The organism is Parapedomonas caeni (assembly GCF_041060555.1).
Taxonomy (GTDB): domain Bacteria; phylum Pseudomonadota; class Alphaproteobacteria; order Sphingomonadales; family Sphingomonadaceae; genus CAUJIW01.
Genome location: NZ_JBEUDS010000007.1, coordinates 1 through 15,981, shown reverse-complemented (window position 1 = coordinate 15,981; position 15,981 = coordinate 1). Strand labels below are relative to the sequence as shown.

The 15,981-nt window shown below is 69.3% G+C and carries 14 protein-coding genes; 5 read left to right on the top strand and 9 right to left on the bottom strand.

All coding sequences use genetic code 11. The features are described from left to right. Nucleotides 1–4: 4 nt before the first annotated feature. Nucleotides 5–1,459 carry an efflux transporter outer membrane subunit gene (locus tag ABU113_RS06595; RefSeq protein ID WP_454558706.1) on the top strand — a complete coding sequence of 485 codons (1,455 nt, stop codon included), beginning with the start codon at nucleotides 5–7 and terminating at the stop codon, nucleotides 1,457–1,459. Nucleotides 1,460–1,469: 10 nt separating this feature from the next. Here ABU113_RS06595 and ABU113_RS06590 read toward each other — a convergent pair whose 3' ends face one another. Both ABU113_RS06590 and cydD read right to left on the bottom strand, forming a co-directional pair. Then, nucleotides 1,470–3,077: an ATP-binding cassette domain-containing protein gene (locus ABU113_RS06590; RefSeq protein ID WP_454558705.1), complete on the bottom strand. Its 1,608-nt coding sequence runs from the start codon at nucleotides 3,075–3,077 to the stop codon at nucleotides 1,470–1,472. Beyond that, the gene (cydD, locus tag ABU113_RS06585) at nucleotides 3,074–4,642 is read right to left on the bottom strand and encodes a thiol reductant ABC exporter subunit CydD (protein WP_454558704.1); all 1,569 of its coding nucleotides are present in this window, start codon (nucleotides 4,640–4,642) and stop codon (nucleotides 3,074–3,076) included. The genes ABU113_RS06590 and cydD overlap by 4 nt, the downstream gene beginning before the upstream one ends. Nucleotides 4,643–4,755: 113 nt before the next feature. Here cydD and ABU113_RS06580 point away from each other — a divergent pair, with 113 nt between their 5' ends. Genes ABU113_RS06580 through ABU113_RS06565 form a run of 4 tightly spaced genes read left to right on the top strand, consistent with a single transcriptional unit; the run spans nucleotide 4,756 to nucleotide 8,433 of the window. After that, nucleotides 4,756–6,333 (top strand): cytochrome ubiquinol oxidase subunit I, encoded by a 1,578-nt coding sequence (locus ABU113_RS06580; protein WP_454558703.1) that lies wholly within the window; start codon nucleotides 4,756–4,758, stop codon nucleotides 6,331–6,333. A gap of 11 nt (nucleotides 6,334–6,344) precedes the next feature. Beyond that, entirely contained in the window at nucleotides 6,345–7,493 is a 1,149-nt protein-coding gene (gene cydB, locus ABU113_RS06575) for a cytochrome d ubiquinol oxidase subunit II (RefSeq protein WP_454558702.1), read from the top strand. Between the two features lie 15 nt (nucleotides 7,494–7,508). Further along, nucleotides 7,509–7,619 carry a cytochrome bd-I oxidase subunit CydX gene (gene cydX, locus ABU113_RS06570; protein WP_454558701.1) on the top strand — a complete coding sequence of 37 codons (111 nt, stop codon included), beginning with the start codon at nucleotides 7,509–7,511 and terminating at the stop codon, nucleotides 7,617–7,619. A 7-nt stretch (nucleotides 7,620–7,626) separates the two neighbouring features. Continuing rightward, nucleotides 7,627–8,433, top strand: a complete 807-nt coding sequence (locus ABU113_RS06565; protein WP_454558700.1) for a prolipoprotein diacylglyceryl transferase family protein — start codon at nucleotides 7,627–7,629, stop codon at nucleotides 8,431–8,433. A 12-nt stretch (nucleotides 8,434–8,445) separates the two neighbouring features. Here the strand turns inward: ABU113_RS06565 and ABU113_RS06560 are convergent, their stop codons facing one another. The 7 genes from ABU113_RS06560 to ABU113_RS06530 all read right to left on the bottom strand — a co-directional run bounded on the left by ABU113_RS06560 (nucleotide 8,446) and on the right by ABU113_RS06530 (nucleotide 15,848). Continuing rightward, nucleotides 8,446–9,237, bottom strand: a complete 792-nt coding sequence (locus tag ABU113_RS06560) for a sulfite exporter TauE/SafE family protein (protein WP_454558699.1) — start codon at nucleotides 9,235–9,237, stop codon at nucleotides 8,446–8,448. Nucleotide 9,238: 1 nt separating this feature from the next. Further along, nucleotides 9,239–10,156 carry an MBL fold metallo-hydrolase gene (locus ABU113_RS06555; protein ID WP_454558698.1) on the bottom strand — a complete coding sequence of 306 codons (918 nt, stop codon included), beginning with the start codon at nucleotides 10,154–10,156 and terminating at the stop codon, nucleotides 9,239–9,241. Nucleotides 10,157–10,395: 239 nt separating this feature from the next. Next, nucleotides 10,396–11,037, bottom strand: coding sequence for an NADPH-dependent FMN reductase (locus ABU113_RS06550; RefSeq protein WP_454558697.1), 642 nt, complete (start codon nucleotides 11,035–11,037; stop codon nucleotides 10,396–10,398). A 44-nt stretch (nucleotides 11,038–11,081) separates the two neighbouring features. Continuing rightward, on the bottom strand, nucleotides 11,082–13,211 hold the full coding sequence (locus ABU113_RS06545; protein ID WP_454558696.1) for an oxidoreductase: 2,130 nt from the start codon (nucleotides 13,209–13,211) through the stop codon (nucleotides 11,082–11,084). Between the two features lie 36 nt (nucleotides 13,212–13,247). Next, the gene (gene dmpG / locus ABU113_RS06540) at nucleotides 13,248–14,282 is read right to left on the bottom strand and encodes a 4-hydroxy-2-oxovalerate aldolase (protein WP_454558695.1); all 1,035 of its coding nucleotides are present in this window, start codon (nucleotides 14,280–14,282) and stop codon (nucleotides 13,248–13,250) included. Further along, nucleotides 14,279–15,220: an acetaldehyde dehydrogenase (acetylating) gene (locus ABU113_RS06535; protein WP_454558694.1), complete on the bottom strand. Its 942-nt coding sequence runs from the start codon at nucleotides 15,218–15,220 to the stop codon at nucleotides 14,279–14,281. Before ABU113_RS06535 ends, dmpG begins: the two co-directional genes overlap by 4 nt. Before the next feature lie 10 nt (nucleotides 15,221–15,230). Continuing rightward, entirely contained in the window at nucleotides 15,231–15,848 is a 618-nt protein-coding gene (locus ABU113_RS06530; RefSeq protein WP_454558693.1) for a fumarylacetoacetate hydrolase family protein, read from the bottom strand. Nucleotides 15,849–15,981 lie beyond the last annotated feature (133 nt).

The window sequence follows — 15,981 nt, the reverse complement described above, 5'->3', positions numbered from 1 at the left end:
CCCGATGACCCGTCCCCTGCTGATCCTGCTCGTCGCCGGCACCGCGCTGTCCGGCTGCACCATGGCGCCCGCCTATGAGCGCCCCGCCCTGCCGGTGGCCACCGCCTGGCCTGCGGACGCGGCAGCGCCGACACCGGATGCCGCCGGTCAGGATCATGCGGCCTCCACCGGTCAGGATGGTCTGGCGGCCTCCGCCGCCGGGCTCGCCTGGCAGGACGTGGTGCGCGACGACCGGCTGCGTCAGCTGGTGATGCTGGCGCTGGCCAACAACCGCGACCTCAAGGTGGCGGTGCTCAACATCGACAAGGCGCGCGCCCAGTACCGCATCCAGCGAGCCGACCTGCTGCCGGGCGTCGATGCCGGCGCCAGCTACACCCGCAGCCGCACGCCGGCCTCGGTGTCGTCGACCGGCGCCAGCATCGATACCCGCCAGTATGAGGCCAACCTCGGCGTCACGTCGTATGAGGTTGACCTGTTCGGCCGGGTGCGCAGCCTGACCACCTCGGCGCTGCAATCCTATCTCGCCATTGCCGAGACCCGCCGCTCGGTGGAACTCAGCCTGATCGCCGAGACGGTATCGGCCTATCTGACGCTGGCGGCCGACCGCGAGCAGCTGGCCATCAGCCGCGACACGCTGGCCACTCGCGAGGAGGCGCTGGCGGTGATCCAGCGCCGCTTTGACGCCGGCACCGCCTCGCGGCTGGAGCTGCGCCAGAGCCAGACGCTGGCTGAGCAGGCGCGTGCCGATGTTGCCACCGCCACCGCCACCGCCGACCAGTCGCGCAACGCGCTGCGGCTGCTGGCGGGCGCCGAGCTGCCCGAGGCCCTGCTGCCGTCGGACCTCGACGACGCGGCGATCGCCGGCGATCTGCCGGCCGGACTGCCCGCCGAGGTGCTGACCCGCCGCCCCGACGTGCTGGCGGCCGAGCATGAGCTGAAGGCGCGCAACGCCGACATCGGCGCGGCGCGGGCCGCCTTCTTCCCGCGCATCACCCTCACCGGCAGCGCCGGCAGCGCCAGCACCGATCTCGACGGCCTGTTCACCAGCGGCACCGGCGCGTGGAGCTTCCTGCCGCAGATCTCGCTGCCGATTTTCGCCGGTGGCGCCAACATCGCCAATCTGCGCGGCGCCGAGGCCAGCCAGCAGATCGCCGTCGCCACCTACGAGAAAACCATCCAGACCGCGTTTCGCGAAGTCGCCGACGCGCTGGCGGTGCGGGCCACCATCGACACCCGCGTCACCGCCAGCGAGCGCCAGCTGGAAGCGGCCCGGGAAAGCCGCGATCTGGCCAAGGCGCGTTACGAGCGCGGCGTCGACGATTATCTGGTGCTGCTGGATGCCGAGCGCACGCTCTACAGCGCCCGTCAGACGCTGATCCAGGCCCGCCTGCTGCGCGCCAGCAACCGGATGACGCTGTACAAGACGCTGGGTGGCGGCGCGCCGGCGCCAACCCGCTGAGGAACCGCTCCTACGCCGTGGCGAGCCGGCGCGGGGTCAGCGCCAGCAGCGCCGGGCGGTGGGTCGCCACCACCAGCCCGGTGCCGGTGGCGGCCAGCCAGGCATCCAGACGGGCCACCAGCTGCGCCTCGGTCGCCGGATCGAGGCCTTCGCTGGGTTCATCGAGCAGCAGCCACGGCCGGCCGGCCAGCAGCGCGCGCGCCAGCGCCAGCCGCTTGCGCTGACCGCCGGACAGGCGGGCGCCGGCATCGCCGATCCAGCTGTCGAGCCCCTCGGGCAGCGCCCGCACCGCATCGGCAAGGCACGCCGTCTCCAGCGCCGCCCACAGCCGCGCATCGTCGTCGAGGCCTGAACGGGCCAGCCGCAGATTGTCGCGCACCGTGCCGGCCAGCAGCCCGGCGTCCTGCGGCGCCAGCGCCATCAACGGCCGCAGCAGCGCCGGCGACACAGCCGAAAGCGGTCGTCCATCAATCATCAGACCCGCCACACCCGGATCGGCCCGCAAGCCAGCCAGTACCTCCAGTATCCGCGTCTTGCCACTGCCGGACGGGCCGGTGAGCGCGAGCCGATCGCCACGCGCCAGATCCAGGCACGCCCCGCCGTAGCTGACAGTGAGTACGTCGCCAGCCAGCGCGGGAGAGGTGGTCACGTCCACGGCCGCCGCCTGGTCGGCCTCCAGCAGTTGGGCAAGCCGATCAAGGCTGGCGGCAATGGCTGCCTCGCGGGCAATGCCGCGCACATAGGCGGTCAGGGCCTCCGTGGCTGCCACAGCCGCCAGCATGGCCAGCACGGTTCGCGCCGCATCGGCCTCCGACAGCAGGGCGACCAGTGCCGCCGCCACGCCCCCGCCAACGCCAAGCGCCGCGTCCAGCAAGGCCTCGCCGCGCGCGAATGCCAGCCGTGCCCGGTCGAGCCGCACGGCTTCCTTCTCAAGATGCATCGTGATTCTTGGCGCCAGACCATAGGCCGCAACTTCGGGCGACGCCGACGCGCTGGTGACAAACGCGGCTTTCAGGTCGCCGAGCGCGGTCGCCGCCGTGAGAGCAGGCCGGGTAAGCAACCGGGGCGCCACCCGGCGGACCGCGACCGCCAGCACCAGCAGCACCGTCGCCAGCGCCATCGCCGGCCACAGACCTGCCAGGAGGCTGAAAGCAATGCCCGCGGCACCGCCCGCGACCGCTGCCGGCAGAGCCGGTTGCCGGACGATCAGATCCTCCAGCGCATCGATATCCTGTACCAGCCGCGCGGTGAGTTCACCCGTGTGATGGGCTGCCGACTCCGGCCTCGCCGCCAATCGATCGAAGAGCCGCGCGCGCACATCGGCCAATGCCAGCAGGGCCGCGCGGTGGCTCCAGTAGCGTTCGCCATAGCGGGCCAGCGTGCGCACAATGGTCAGCCCGCGGATACTGGCACTGGGAAGCAGGTAATTGAACGCCTTTACCGCCAGTACCCCGCCCATCCCCGCCAGCGCCGATGCCGTGATGAACCATCCTGAAACGCCCAGCAGCGCGACGCCGGCGATCGCCGCCGCGACCGCGCTGAATGCCGCGCGCATCGCCGTCGTCCGCAGTGGCCGGGAGGCGTCGCGCAGCATCGTCTCAAGCGCGGAGCGGTTCATGCCAGCACCACCCGATGGTCCGCACTGGCGGCCAGCGCAACCGTGTGGGTGACGAGCAGAACCGTGTGCCCACCGCCGGCGATCCGCAGTGTCTCGGCGATGGCGGTGGCCGACGCGGCATCAAGATCGGCGGTCGGTTCGTCGAGCAGCCACAAGGGCGCATCCCTCAGCAACACGCGTGCCACCGCGATGCGTCGCCGCTCGCCACCCGATAACCCGGAGCCGCGCGGATCAAGGGCGCCCCGTTCCGCCGAAAGCCGCCCGTCCAGCAGCACATCGAGCCCGACCCGCCGGGCCACCGAGTCGACGCTCGCGTCATCGGCATCAGGCCGTGCCAGCCGGATGTTGTCGGCCAGCGTGCCAGGCAGCAGGGCCACCCCCTGACCGGCCCACCCGACCGCGCCTGCCAGCCCTCCCGGCGGCAGCGGCCGGCCATCGACGAGAATACGTCCCGACGCCACCGGCACCAGCCCCAGCAGAGCATGCAGCAGGCTCGACTTGCCAATGCCGGTCGGTCCGCTGATCGCCGTCATCCGCCCGGCCGGCACATCGAAGCTGAACGGACCGACCCGGCTGTCGCCATAGGCAACCACCACGTCCTCGAAGCGCAGCGACGGTGAACGCACCAGCGGCGGGTGCGCGGGCGCCGCCGGCGTACTGGCTTCCGCCTGCAGCCGGTCGAGGGCTGCCTCGCCCGTCTGCTTGTCGTGATAGCTCGCCGCCAGCCGGCGCATGGGCACATAGAACTCCGGCGCCAGCACCAGGACGAACAGCGCGTCTTCGAGGGCCAGTGCCTCGGGAGACGGAAATGGCAGCAGTCCGAGCAGCGAAAAGCCACAATAGACGGCAACCAGCGCCACCGAGAGCGCCGCGAAGAAATCGATCACCGCACTGGAGACGAAGGCGATACGCAACACAGTGAGCGTCCGCTGCGCGACATCGCGCGTCGCGTGCATCACCTGCCGGGACACACGTGCTTCGGCACCAAAGGCCACGATGACCGGCAACAGCCGCAGGCGGTCGACGAACAGCCCGGACAGCCGGCCGAGCGCTTCAAGCTGTCGCGTCGCGGCGCGCGATGCGGCCGATCCGGCGAGCGCCATGCCGAGGCCAAACGGCAACAGGGTAACGAGCAGGATCAGCGCCGATACCGGACTGGCGGTGGCGACGGCCGCCGCAATCAGCAGCGGCGCCATGGTCGCCGCGGCGCGTTGCGGCCGGAACCGGGCATAGTAGCCATCAAGGCCCTCGATCCGGTCGATCGCATCGGCCACCTGCTCGCCCAGCATGATGCGCGTGCCCGGCGCGGTGGTCAGCATCCGGCCATGGACCCGAGCACGCCAGTCTGCCTTCATGCGAGCCGCGACCTGCTGACCGCTGCTCGTCGCCGCCCAGCGCGCCGCGCCGCGCAGCAGCGTCGCCGCGACAAGCCCGACAAGAATGACTGGCAAATGCGCGTCTCCGGCCTGCCATAGCACCACGGCAGCGGACAGCGCGGCAGCAAATGCCACTGCCGCCGCTGCGTCAATCAACCACAAGAGGACAGGCGTGCCCGGTCTGGCCATTTCGATGTCACGGTTTATATGAGATACTGTCACTTGCAAATAATCGAAGGCTATATTTGAATCTGGCTGCCGGTGCGATCGCGCGCCAAGGCTGGGCCTTCAGGAGCATTGCCATGGACATGGCCGTTGTCGAGCTTTCCCGCCTGCAGTTCGCGCTGACTGCCCTCTACCACTTCCTCTTCGTGCCGCTCACGCTGGGTCTCTCCTTCATGCTGGTCATCATGGAGAGCATTTATGTGATGACCGACCGGCCGATCTGGCGAACCATCACCCGATTCTGGGGCAAGTTGTTCGGTATCAACTTCGTGCTCGGCGTAGCGACCGGCCTCACCATGGAATTCGAGTTCGGCACCAACTGGTCCTATTACTCGCATTACGTCGGTGACATTTTTGGCGCGCCACTGGCCATTGAAGGCCTGATGGCGTTCTTTCTCGAAGCAACCTTTGTCGGCCTGATGTTCTTCGGCTGGGACAAGCTGTCCAAGCGCGGCCACCTGCTGGCCACCTTCATGGTGGCGCTGGGCTCCAACCTGTCGGCGCTGTGGATTCTCGTCGCCAATGGCTGGATGCAGCATCCCGCCGGCGCCGCCTTCAACCCCGAGACCATGCGCATGGAAGTCACCGACTTCATGGCGGTGCTGTTCAACCCGGTGGCACAGGCGAAATTCGTCCATACCGTCAGCGCCGGCTATGTCACGGCCTCGGTGTTCGTGCTGGGCGTGTCCGCCTGGTATCTGCTCAAAGGCCGCTGGCAGGCGGTGGCACGGCGCTCCATGACCGTGGCGGCAGCCTTCGGCCTCGCCTCCTCACTGTCGGTGGTGGTGCTGGGCGATGAGTCGGGCTACGCGCTCACAGACAACCAGAAAATGAAGCTCGCCTCGCTGGAAGCGATGTGGGAAACCGAGCCGGCGCCGGCGGGGCTTGCACTGTTCGGCATCCCCAGCATGAGCGACCGCGAAACCCATTTCGAGGTGAAAATCCCCTACGTGCTGGGGCTGATCTCGACCCGGAGCCTGACCGGCGAGGTCACCGGAATCAACGATCTGGTGCTGCGGGCGTCTGAACGCATCGAAACCGGCATCCTGGCCTATGATGCCGTTGAGAAACTCAAGCAGGACCGTACCGACCTTGCAGCGCGCGAACAATTCGAGCGGTACAAGCAGGATCTGGGCTATGCGCTGCTGCTCAAGCGCTATGTCGATGATCCGCGCCAGGCCGACACCGAAACCATCATGAAGGCGGCGTGGAACACCGTGCCCAACGTGCCGGTTATGTTCTGGGTGTTCCGGGTGATGGCGGGGCTGGGCTTCTTTTTCATCGGCTTCTTCCTGCTCGCCTTCTATTTTTCCACCGTGCGGCGCTTCGACGTGCGCTGGTTCCTGCGACTGGCGGTGCTGATCATCCCGCTGCCGTGGCTGGCCGCCGAGTTCGGCTGGATTCTCGCCGAGATCGGCCGACAACCGTGGGCGATCGAGGGTGTTCTGCCCACGTTCCTCGCGGCCTCCAGTCTGACGGTCGGCCAACTCTGGACCACCATCATCGGCTTCACCCTGCTCTACGGCACGCTGGCGGTGATCGAGGTCAGGCTGATGCTGGCCACCATCGCCAAAGGACCTGTCGAGCATCAGGACACACCACGTCCCGATGACGGCCAGACCCGGCACGGCTATGCGCCGCTGCCGGCGGAATAAGGAGAACCACCATGGAGCTGCCTCTCGACTACGACGTGCTGCGGGTCATCTGGTGGGGCCTGATGGGCGTGCTGCTGATCGGCTTCGCGCTGACCGACGGCTTTGACCTCGGCGTCGCCGCCCTGCTGCCGTTCGTCGCCCGCGATGACGCCGAACGTCGCCTGACGATCAACTCGATCGCCGCCACCTGGGAAGGCAACCAGGTGTGGTTCATCCTCGGCGGCGGCGCCATCTTCGCCGCCTGGCCGTTTGTTTACGCGGTCTCCTTCTCCGGCTTCTACCTGGCGATGTTCCTGGTGCTGGCGGCCATGATCCTGCGGCCGGTCGGCTTCAAATACCGCTCGAAGAAGCCCGATGCCCGCTGGCGGACCCGCTGGGACTGGGCGCTGTTCACCGGCGGCGCCGTGCCGGCACTGGTGTTCGGCGTCGCGGTGGGCAATGTGCTGACTGGCGTGCCGTTCCGGCTCGATTCCGATCTGCGCGCCTTCTACGATGGTACGCTGCTGGGGCTGTTCCACCCCTTCTCGCTGCTGTGCGGCCTGCTTTCGGTGGCGATGCTGGTGCTGCATGGAGCCGCCTGGCTTGCCATCAAGATCGAACACGGCCCCGTGCACGCGCGCGCCGCCCGCATTGGCCAGGGGGCGGCCCTTGTCGCCATCCTGCTGTTCGCGTTGGGCGGCGTGATGGTGGCAACGATGAACATGGGGATGCGCATTGAAGGCGCGGTTGAGGCCACCGGTCCCTCCAACCCCCGTCTCACGCAAAGTGTCGCCGTCGCCGGCGCCTGGCTCGACAACTACCGCCACTACCCGTGGATGCTGGCGGCACCGATCCTCGGCCTTATCGGGCCGTTGCTGGCGCTGGCGGGCATCCGCGCCGGCCGCGAGGCGCTGGCCTTCGGCGGCTCGTCGCTGGCGACGGTGGGCATCATCGCCACGGTCGGCCTGTCGATGTTCCCGTTCATCCTGCCCAGTTCGATCGATCCGATCTCCAGTCTCACGGTGTGGAACGCCTCGTCGAGCCACCTGACGCTGTTCGTCATGCTGGTGGTGACCATCATCTTCCTGCCGCTGGTGCTGCTCTACACCGCGTGGGTCTACCGCGTGCTGTTCGGCCGCGTGACGATGAAGGACGTGCGAACCAACCCGGACTTCTACTGAAAAGGGTCACCTGCGATGTGGTATTTCTCCTGGGTACTCGGCCTTGGCCTCGCCGTGGCCTTCGGCATCCTCAACGGCATGTGGCATGAGTTCCGCTCGCCGGAAGACGAGGATCTGGAGCACTGATCACCGCATGGGCGACAGCCTGACCATCGGCCCGCTCAGTCTGGCCACCGACAGACTGATGGCCCTGGTCGCCATTGCCATCTTCGTCATCCTCGCCGGCGTGATCGCCCGGCACCGGGATGCGCGTGCGGAACAGACCGGATGGCTCGCGCTCGGGCTCGGCTTGCTGTTCGCCCGCCTGAGCTATGTCGCCACCCATAGGGACGCTTTTACCGACGATCCCTGGTCGGCGCTGTACTTCTGGCAGGGCGGCTTCGCGCCGGGCCCCGGCCTCAGCGCCGCCATCGCCGTCATCGTATTGCGCCACTTCCGGTCATCGGCGTTGATGCCCCTGCTGGGTGCGCTGGTGCTGGCCGGCGGTCTGGGCCTCGGTGCCGCGGCGATCAAGCGCGAGGTCAGCATCGTGCCGCTGCCGGCCGGCATCGTTGTCACCACCACGCAGGGACGCCCGGTGCCACTCGACGGCCTGCGCGGCCGGCCGCTGGTCATCAACGTCTGGGCAACCTGGTGCCCGCCGTGCCGGCGCGAGCTGCCGATGCTGATCGAGGAGGCAGGCCGTGGCACCGTGCCAGTGCTGCTGGTCAGCCAGGGCGAATCCCGCCCGCAGGTGCTGGGCTATCTCCACCAGGCGCGGCTGACCACCGCCGGCATTCATCTCGACGAACGCAACAGCCTCGGCCGGGCGCTGGACATCCGTGCCCTGCCCACCACCTTGTTCATCGATGCCGAGGGCCGCATCGTCAGGCGCCACACCGGCGAGATCTCCCGCGCCGCCGTGCGCGACGGCATCGATGCCCTGACCGGCCGGCAATGAGGCTACACAAGCCTACATGCCCAGGGCCTGGCCGCTCTTCCAGAGCATGTAGCCGGCAACGACGAAGATCAGCACGGCGAACACGGTGTTGAGCGCGCCCTTGCGCGCCGCCAGGCGCCGCGCGGCGGCGGCCCCCGCGATGCCGCCCAGCACGCCGCCACCGATGAACACCGCCGCCAGCGCCCAGTCGACCAGGCCCGAGAAGGCGTAATTGGCCGCCGTGGTCAGGCCGAAGGCGGTGACCGCCACCAGCGACGAGCCCACCGCGCTCAGCATCGGCATCCCGGTGGAGGCGATCAACCCCGGCACGATGAGAAAGCCGCCGCCGATGCCGAAAAAGCCGGAAAACAGACCGGTGGCGCTGCCGAAGGCGATGACGCGCGGCGCGTTCTCCCGCTTGCACTGGACATCGGGATTGCCGGTGTCGGCGCGGCCGCGCAGCATCAGCACACCGACCACCAGCATCAGCAACGCGAACAGGAACAGCAGCTTCTGGCCATCGAACGCCTTGCCGAGGCTGGAGCCGGCAAGCGCGCCAAGCACGCCGGCGGCGGCATACATGCCGGCGCAACGCCACTTGACCGTACCCTGGCGGGCGTGGGTCAGCAGATTGGCGCCGGCATTGGCGGCAACGGCGAGCGCGCTGGTGCCGATGGCGACATGCGGGGCCGGCACGCCGACGAGATAAACCATCAGCGGCACCGCGAGGATGGAACCGCCGCCACCCACCAGCCCCAGCGTGAAGCCGACCAGCGAGCCGGAGGCGGCGCCGATGAGATACTGCAGGGGTTCAAGCACCAGCATGTCAGAACAGATTCAGTGGCAGTTTGAGATAGCGGGTGCCGTTGTCCTCGGGCTCCGGCAGCCGCCCGCCGCGCATGTTGACCTGGATCGACGGCAGGATCAGCCGCGGCATCCCAAGCGTGGCGTCGCGCGCCTCGCGCATGGCGACGAAGGCGTCCTCGGCCATGCCGTCATGGACATGGATGTTGCCGGCCCGTTCGGCGGCCACCGTCGTCTCCCAGGCGTAGCTGTCGCGCCCCGGCGCCTTGTAGTCGTGGCACAGGAACAGCCGCGTCTGCACCGGCAGCGCCAGCAGGCGGCGAATCGAGCGGAACAGTGTGCGCGCGTCGCCGCCGGGAAAATCCGCCCGCGCCGTGCCATAGTCGGGCATGAACAGGGTGTCGCCGACGAACGCCGCCTCGCCGATGACATAGGCCAGATCGGCCGGCGTATGGCCGGGCACGTGCATCACCACCGCCTCCAGCGTGCCGATGCGGAAGGTGTCGCCATCCTCGAACAGCCGGTCGAACTGCGAGCCGTCGCGGGCGAAGCCGGCATCCTCGTTGAAGATGTCGCCGAACACCTGCTGCACCGTCTGGATGTGCCGGCCAATGGCCAGCGTGCCACCCAGCGCCTCCTTGAGATAGGGGGCCGCCGACAGATGGTCGGCGTGCGCGTGCGTCTCCAGCAGCCAGGCGACGCTGAGCCGCTCGGCACGCACATAATCGATCACCCGGTCGGCCGAGGTGGTGCTGGTGCGCCCGGAGGCGGGGTCGAAATCGAGCACGCTGTCGATGATCGCCGCCTGACCGGTCGCCGGGTCGGAGACCACATGGGTGACCGTGAACGTCGCCTCGTCGAAGAAGCTGCGCACCACCGCCGGCGCCGCTGCGGCGGCCTCGACAAGGCGGGTGGCGGTGGCGAGGGTCTGGTCGGTCATCGGGTGGTCTCCTGCAACGCCGGACGGCACGGTCTCTGTATATTTCAATATATTCGCATATAATGAATATATGGAGACAGCGCAAGGGGAGCGGGCGCAGGGGTATCCGGCACAGGGGTATCGGGCGCCGGGGTTCTGGGCGCCAGGGGCCGCACCGCCTCACCCGATGGTCAGGAGGCTGGCCCTGAGACAGGCCGCCAGAGACTCAGGGGATCAGGAGACTCAGGGGGTCAGGAGGCTCAGGGGGTCGGCGCGTCGGCCTGCAGCATCATGGCGCGCACCCGCGCCGCCTGGGCCACTTCGCGGCCCATGGCCTGAAGCATGGCGTCGATCTTGGCATCGACGCAGGCGCCCTCGGCGTCGAACACCCGCTCGGAGGTGTTGATCGCCACCCCCAGCGGCGTGTTCCAGCCGCGCAGGGCATGGACGACGCCGCGCAGCGCGATCAGTGTCGCCACCGCGCCCTGCCAGCCGGCGCCCGTGGCCACCGCGCCGACCGGGCGACCGTGGAAATAGGGCCAGTCGTCCCTGGCCATGTCCTCGGTATAGTCGAGTGCGTTCTTCACCAGCCCGGAGATGCCGCCATGGTAGCCGGGCGAGCCGAGGATGACGCCATCGGCGCGGCGCAGTGTCGCCACCAGATGTGCCGCCGCCGGCGTGCGCTCCTTGCGCTCCCAGGCGTAGAGCGGCATGTCGAGCGCCGCGCCGCTGATGATCTCGACGTCGGCCCCGGCGGCGGCCGCGCCGGCCAGCGCCACCCGCAGCGCCTTCTCGGTCGAGCTGCCGGCCGACAGCGTGCCGCCCAGCGCCACAACCAGCGGCCGCGCGCGGGCGACCCCGCTCCGCTCCAGCACCGCCACGCCCTGTTCCAGATCGCTCATGTCCCTGCCTCTTGTCGTTTTGCCCTGGCGCCCGGTTGGGCCGCTCAGTTGAACGTCGCCGCCAGTCGGGCGGCGTCGCGCATGGCGCCTTCGATGTATCCGACACCGCCGGCGTCGCCGATCAGGTGCACCGTCAGGCCGGCGGCGCGCAGGCTGTCGGCGAGCGTGGCGTCGCCCGCCGCGCCCTTGGCGACGATGACGTGATCGGCCGGCACCGCCCGGGCCTCGCCGCCGGCGTCGACAAAGCGCACCGCATCGGCTTCGATGCGGATGTCGCGCGCGCCGGCGTGCAACACCACGCCGTGTTCGCGCAGCTCGTCGAGCAGCCGCATCCGCCGCACCACCGTCAGGCCCTTGCCCAGCCGGGGCACGTCGTCGACCACCGTCACCTGGCGGCCGCGCTCGTGGAGAAACTCCGCCAGCTCCAGCCCGACCAGCTCGCCGCCGACGATCACCACCCGCTTGCCCAGCGGCATCCAGCACCGGGTCGCCTGCCGCACGAAGTCGAGATTGGCGGTCATGCCGCTGGCCGCGCCCACCCGTGTCGCCAGCCGGGTCGCCCAGCCGGTCTTGCGTTTGAGCGAATCGCTGGTCTCGCCGAACAGCAGCCGGCGCATGTCGTCGCCGCTGAACACGTGCGGCAGGTCGTGGCCGGGGATCGGCGGCAGGTCGCGCCGCGCGCCGCTGGCCACCACCACGGCATCGGGCGCCAGCCTCGCCAGCAGCGCTGGCGTCGCCTCGGTGCCGGTGCGCACGGTGATGCCGGAGGCCTCGACCTGACGGATGAGCCAGTCGAGCAGCCGCTCGTTGGCGTCATAGGCGAGCGCCGCCACCCGCAGCGTGCCGCCCAGCCGCTCGGCCCGCTCGATCAGCGTCACCGCGTGCCCCATGCGGTCGAGCCGCAGCGCGGTTTCCATGCCGGCGGGGCCGCCGCCCACCACCACCAGCCGCCGCGGCGTGGCGGCCGGCTGCGGCTCGGGCAGCTCGCTCTCGTAGCCGGTGCGCGGGTTGGCGGCGCAGCGTACCGCCTCGCCGGTGTAGATGGCGGAGACGCAGGTGTAGCAATAGACGCACGGCCGCACGTCCTGCGGCCGGCCTTCGGCGAGCTTGCGCGGCAGATGCGGGTCGGCCAGCAGCTTGCGGCCCATGGCGATGAAATCCGCCTCGCCGCGCGCCAGCACGCCCTCGGCGACCGCCGGCTCGATGCGCCCCGAGGCGATCACCGGCACGCCGACGGCCCGGCGGATGGTCGCCGCCGCCGGCAGATTGCAGCCCGGTTCGTGCGGGATGTTGGAGGCCGAGTGCAGCTTGCCGTGGGCGGTGTTGTGATAGGCGGTGACGGTAATGGCATCGACGCCGGCCTGCTCCACCAGCCGCGCCGACGCCACCGCGTCCGCCAGCGTGATGCCGCCCTGGCGGCCGACCTCCTCGGCGTCGAGCTTGCACCACAGCGGAAACTCCGGCCCCACCGTCTCGCGCACCGCCCGCAGGATTTCCAGCAGGAAGCGCAGGCGGTTTTCCAGCGGGCCGCCATAGGCGTCGGTACGCTTGTTGGTACGCGGCGAGATGAACGACGAAATCAGATAGCCGTGGCCGGCGTGAATCTCGATGCCGTCGGCCCCGGCCTCGCGCGCCCGGCGCGCGGCGGACGCGAACTGGCCGACCACGTGGCGGATGTCCTCGACCGTCATCACCTTGAAGTCCACCGAGGTGATGCGGCTGAACGGCGCGGCCTGCAATTCCTCCAGCAGGAAAGCCTGGGTGAAGTCGCCTTCCGGCATCTCCGGCAGCGAGGGGGTCCACACCGGCCGGCCCTCCAGCATGTCCTGCATGGCGACCAGCCCGCCGTGCTGCAGCTGGATGGCGAATTTCGCGCCGTGGCGATGCACCGCCTCGCCCATGGCGGCAAGACCGGGGATGAACCGATCCTCCGAGATCGCCACCTGCCACGGCTTCACAGCCCCGGTCGGCCAGGCCACCGCCGCGACGCCGACGACGATCAGACCGGCGCCGCCGCGCGCCTGCTCCTCATGGAAGGCGCGGATGCGCGTGCCACAGGTGCCGTCGGGCTCGGCGAGATTGACGCCCATGGCGGTGACGATGATCCGGTTGGGCAGCGTCAGGCCGCCGATCCTGCCCGGCGACAACAGATGATCGAGACGATCCGCCGGCATGGCGTCCTCCTTCCCGTTCCCAACGGTGGCACGACCTCAGCCGGCGGCACGCGCCTTCAGCATGTCCAGCGCGACATCGACGATCATGTCCTCCTGACCGCCGACCATCTTGCGCCGGCCCAGCTCGACCAGGATGGCGCGGGTGTCGAGGCCGTAATCCACCGCCGCCTTTTCGGCGTGCCGCAGGAAGCTCGAATAGACGCCGGCATAGCCGAGGCTGAGCGTCTCGCGGTCGACGCGCACCGGCCGGTCCTGCAGCGGGCGCACCAGTTCCTCCGCCGCGTCCATCAGCTTGTAGAGGTCGCAGCCATGGTTCCAGCCCTTGCGGTCGGCGGCGGCGATGAACACCTCCAGCGGCGCGTTGCCGGCGCCCGCCCCCATGCCGGCCAGGCTGGCGTCGATGCGCACCGCGCCGGCCTGGGCCGCCACCAGCGAGTTGGCCACCCCCAGCGACAGGTTGTGGTGGGCATGGATGCCGCGCTGGGTGTCGGGCTTCAGCACCCGGTCATAAGCCTCCAGGCGCGCACGCACGCCGTCCATGTCCAGCGCGCCGCCGGAGTCGGTGACATAGACGCACTGCGCGCCGTAGCTTTCCATCCGTTGCGCCTGCGCCGCCAGCGCGTCCGGCTCGATCATGTGGCTCATCATCAGGAAGCCCGCCACGTCCATGCCGAGATCGCGGGCGATGCCGATGTGCTGCTTCGAGACATCCGCCTCGGTACAGTGGGTCGCCACCCGCACCGACCGCACGCCGAGATCACAGGCGCGCTTCAGTTCCTCGACGGTGCCGACGCCGGGCAGGATCAGCGTGGTCAGCACCGAGCGGGTGAGCACGGCGGCCACCGCCTCCAGCCACTCCCAGTCGGTGTGGGCGCCGAAGCCGTAATTGAAGCTGGCGCCGGACAGGCCGTCGCCGTGGGCGACCTCGATGGCATCGACGCCCGCCTCATCGAGCGCGCGGGCGATGGCCGCCACATGGTCGAGCCCATACATGTGACGAATGGCATGCATACCATCGCGCAGCGTCACGTCCTGGATGTAGAGCTTGTCCCGGGTTACGTCGAAGGTCATGCCGCGCTCCTGCGTGCCATGATCCGCGCCGCCAGCAACTCGCCGGTCGCCTTGGCCGCCGCGGTCATGATGTCGAGATTGCCGGAATAGGACGGCAGATAGTCGCCGGCCCCTTCCACCTCAAGGAAGATCGAGGTCTTGATGCCGGTGAAGTCGCCGCGGCCGGGAATGTGCAGCCGGTTGTTGTCGCCGTAGCGCTCGAACTGCACATCCTGCTTCAGCCGGTAGCCGGGCACATACTGCTGCACCCGCTCCACCATCGCCGCCACCGAGGCACGGATCGCCGCTTCGTCCGCCCCTTCCGACAGGGTGAACACGGTGTCGCGCATGATCATCGGCGGCTCGGCGGGATTGAGGATGATGATCGCCTTGCCCGTCTCGGCGCCACCCACCACCTCGATCGCCCGCGCCGTGGTGCGGGTGAACTCGTCGATGTTGGCGCGCGTGCCGGGGCCGGCCGAGCGCGACGACACCGAGGCGACGATTTCGGCGTAGCGCACCGTGGCCACCTGCGCCACCGCCGCCACCATCGGAATGGTGGCCTGGCCGCCGCAGGTCACCATGTTGACGTTGGGCTGGTCGAGGTGGGCCTCCATGTTCACCGTCGGCACGGTGAACGGCCCGATCGCCGCCGGCGTCAGATCCACCACCTGCTTGCCGTCGGCCCGCAGTGCGGCGTCATGCGCCTTGTGGGCATAGGCCGACGTCGCGTCGAACACGATGCCGATGTCGGCATAGTCCGGCAGCCGGCGCAGGCCCTCTATGCCCTCGTGGGTGGTGGCGACACCACGGGCGCGCGCCATCGCCAGACCCTCGCTGTCGGGATCGATGCCGACCACCGCCGCCAGTTCCATGTTCTGCGGGTATTTCACCATCTTGATCATCAGGTCGGTGCCGATATTGCCCGAGCCGATGATTGCCGCCTTCACCCGTGCCATGCGCACTCCTTCAGACAAATCGCGCCACGCAGTCACCAACGCCGTGCAGCGTCATTTCGAACACATCGCCGGCCACCGCCGGCTCCAGCGGCACCAGCGAGCCGGACAGGATGACGTCGCCGGCCGCCAGGGTGACGCCGTGGCGCCCCAGCGTATTGGCCAGCCACGCCACCGCCTGGGCCGGGTCGCCCTGCACCGCGCTGCCCAGCCCTTCCGACAGCGGCTGGCCGTTCTTGCGCACCGTCACCTTCAGCGCCGGCAGATCGTGATCGCGCGGGTCGGCCCGCGCCGCGCCCAGCACGAACACGCCGCACGACGCATTGTCGGCCACCGTATCGACGATGCCGATCTTCCAGTCGGCGATGCGCGAATCAACGATCTCGAAACACGGCGCGATGTGTGCCGTCGCCGCCAGCACGTCGGCGGCGGTGACCCCCGGTCCGGTGAGGTCGGCGCCCAGCACGAAGGCGATCTCGGCCTCCGCGCGCGGCTGGATCAGACCGTGAGCGGCGATGTCGATGGTCTCGCCGTCGATCCACATGCGATCGGTGAGGAACCCGAAGTCCGGCTGGTGCACGCCCAGCATATCCTGCACCGCTTTCGAGGTGACGCCGATCTTCTTGCCCACCACGCGTGATCGGCCCCCACGGACGGGTCCAATTTGATTGTTAGTGCAATGATGGTCGTGGCGCCAGCGCGGGCGGCATCGCTGGTTGGGGTTGCAGGGCCGCCCGCGCGAATGCCGGGATGAAGACCTCCGG